General features: G+C 68.2%; 1 protein-coding gene. It reads right to left on the bottom strand.

What is annotated here, in order from left to right:
* Positions 1-507, bottom strand: a 507-nt coding sequence (locus ACK6AU_RS32040; protein WP_409303786.1) for a hypothetical protein, incomplete at both ends; no start/stop codon positions are given.

Consider the following 507-nt stretch of genomic DNA (forward strand, 5'->3'; position numbering starts at 1 on the left):
CCAATAGCGCTCCCGGGCGAAGGGATAGGTCGGCAGCGACAGACGGCGCGGACGATCGGCGCCATACAAGCACGACCAGTCGATCACCACCCCTCTGACCCAGAGTTCGGCCAGCTTCTGCAGGCGCCGTTTCTCCAACAGGCTGACCAGCAGCTGCTGGAACTCCTCTTCGCCGGCCAACACCGAAGCGGCATCCTTGGCCGTCGCCACCTCGCCGCTCAGCAGGCATGCCGATGGCGTGCCGCTGATGAAGTCGCGCAGCGCCTGGCGTACCTGCTCCAGCGAAGTAGCGACGAAGGCCAACCGCTGCTCCAGGGCCGCGCGGCCGGTTTGCAGGCTGTAGGCCAGGGCCGCCAGGTCGAGTCGCGGTTGCTGCTCGATGAACCGCAACAGCGCCTTGGCGTATTCCTGCAAGCGGTCAGCGCGTTGCGCGGACAGCACCAGCAGCGCCGGGGCACCCGCCTCGGCGGCCGCCGGTGCGACAGCCGGCTGGTAGGCATCGATCAC

Source organism: Pseudomonas sp. KCJK8993 (assembly GCF_046230915.1).
GTDB classification, from domain to species: domain Bacteria; phylum Pseudomonadota; class Gammaproteobacteria; order Pseudomonadales; family Pseudomonadaceae; genus Aquipseudomonas; species Aquipseudomonas piscis.